Below are 310 nucleotides of genomic sequence, written 5' to 3'. Positions count from 1 at the left end.
AAAGCCTGTGCGTGTGATGGAAATTGCTCCAGGGATGGTTAAGACTCCAGAGTTCTCCCTAAACCGATTGGGTTCTGCAGAAGCTGCTGAAAAAGTTTACGAAGGGCGTAGAAAAACCACTTACCCCTGAAAATATAGCCGAAATCATTGCCTGGACGCTTGATTTACCAAGCCATGTAAATATCGACTCTTTAGTAGTTCGTCCAGTAACACAGGTGTCTAATACGATGATTCGTCGAAACTAGGTGCTGATTAGGTAAACCTTAATAGTTCGGTTCTTCCTTATCCTTACTGGGAGGACCGAACTTTT

The 310-nt window shown here is 43.5% G+C and carries 1 pseudogene; it reads left to right on the top strand.

The features are described from left to right. A pseudogene (locus HMPREF0044_RS08330) lies at positions 1-245 on the top strand (oxidoreductase); the annotation flags it as partial. Between the last annotated feature and the right edge of the window lie 65 nt (positions 246-310).

Source organism: Gleimia coleocanis DSM 15436 (assembly GCF_000159015.1).
Classification (GTDB): domain Bacteria; phylum Actinomycetota; class Actinomycetes; order Actinomycetales; family Actinomycetaceae; genus Gleimia; species Gleimia coleocanis.
The sequence above is the reverse complement of the archived record's forward strand: the minus strand, read 5'-3'. Positions and strand labels throughout refer to the sequence as shown.